This window comes from Pseudomonas sp. NDM (genome assembly GCF_003105095.1).
Taxonomy (GTDB): Bacteria; Pseudomonadota; Gammaproteobacteria; order Pseudomonadales; family Pseudomonadaceae; genus Aquipseudomonas; species Aquipseudomonas moraviensis_A.
In genome coordinates this window covers 1-1,474 of the sequence record NZ_QETJ01000316.1, presented here as the reverse complement: position 1 = coordinate 1,474, position 1,474 = coordinate 1, and the positions used below count along the sequence as shown (strand labels likewise).

The following is a 1,474-nucleotide window of genomic DNA, read 5'->3' as shown; positions in this document are numbered from 1 at the left end:
GATAGCGGTATGTCAGGTTAAGAAATGTCGGCTGACACACCGCTATCGCGAGCAGGCTCACTCCTACAAAGGAATTGCGAAACGACAACCACATTAGATCGACAGGGAGTCATCAATGTCATTCACCGAACCCGCAGGACGCCCGGGCGCCGCTGATTACCACTCGCCTCAATCCAGACCCGAATCCTGGCTCGCCCAGGCCGCCACCATCGACAGCGAAGTCGCCCGATACTTCCTGGTCAGCGCCCGCTGCGGCTGCTTCATGCAGGCCGCGCGCAGCCTCAACGTGCGCTCGACCCTGCTGCGCAAACAACTCGCGCAACTCGAACAGCAACTGCAACACAGCCTGTTCAGTTTTCAGGGCAGCAACCTCAGCCTCACCCGCGAAGGCCAGCAACTGCAGGCCCGACTCATCACCCTGGCCCACGAACGCAAACTTCCGGTCATCGAGCAACCGCTGATCCGCCTCGCCATCGCCGAATCCATCCTCCACGACATCCTCGGCCGCGACCTCATCGCACTGCTGCGGCGCAACGCCAGCCTGCGCCTGGAAATCATCGCCCTCGACAGTGAGCTGGCGTTACGTGCCGTCAGCGCCGACATTGTCCTCTGGCTCGCACCCGGTGAAAGCCCAACTCCCGGCCCGACGTTCACCACCAGCGAACCGCAACACCTCGCGCGGATCGAGTATCTGCCGCACATTGCCAAGCGCTATTCACGGGTGACGGCGCGCCCGGAAACGCCGGAAGATCTGGCGGATTTCATGCTGGTGCAGTGGCAGCATGATCGACAGGTGGAGAGTTTCAGACCATGGAATGAGCTGGTGGAGCAGAGATTGGCCGGAGTCGTGCAGATGCAGTCCTATGAGTTGATGCTGGAGATGATCCGCTGCAGCGCCTGCATCGGTTTGCTTCCGGCATATATGAGCCGCTTTGACCGGGGCCTTACCGCACTGCCCGGATTATTCGCCGAGACCATGCAGCTCCACGCATGGCTCGCGGTCAACGCCGACTCGCAAAACGTGCCCGAAACCAAAGTCCTCACCGACCTCATCCAGCAAACCTTCAACGAACGCCACGAATGGTTCCAGCCTTGACCCGATCCCCTGTAGGAGTGAGCCTGCTCGCGAACGCAATCTGCCAGTCGAAGCTTCAGTGACTGACAAACCGCCTTCGCGAGCAGGCTCGCTCCCACAAATTCGGCGCTGTAACCGCAGCCGTGAGAGCGACACGAATCCCCTGTGGGAACGATCATCGTGACGCAGCGCTACTGCGGCAACTCCAGATTATCCAGCACCCGATTCACCGCCAGTTCTCCGAGCATGATCAACTGCGCGATGCCCATCAGCGTCCGCCGCTGCGATGGTTTGACCAGCCCGGCGAATTCCTGGGCGATGGTTTTGGCCGAGGCGAGGGTTTCGCAGGCGTTGGCCAGCAGGTCTTCGTTTTTGGTGTCGGCGGTGACGGCGTACATG

2 protein-coding genes are annotated in these 1,474 nt (G+C 60.8%); one reads left to right on the top strand and one right to left on the bottom strand.

Features of this window, described 5'->3' with window-relative positions; genetic code table 11:
• The first annotated feature begins 115 nt into the window (after nt 1-115).
• Nucleotides 116-1,096: a LysR family transcriptional regulator gene (locus tag DCO47_RS26750; RefSeq protein WP_116659281.1), complete on the top strand. Its 981-nt coding sequence runs from the start codon at nt 116-118 to the stop codon at nt 1,094-1,096.
• A gap of 170 nt (nt 1,097-1,266) precedes the next feature.
• Here DCO47_RS26750 and DCO47_RS26745 read toward each other — a convergent pair.
• Nucleotides 1,267-1,474 (bottom strand): DUF6124 family protein (locus tag DCO47_RS26745; RefSeq protein ID WP_081489808.1); only part of this gene is annotated, 208 nt, incomplete at its 5' end.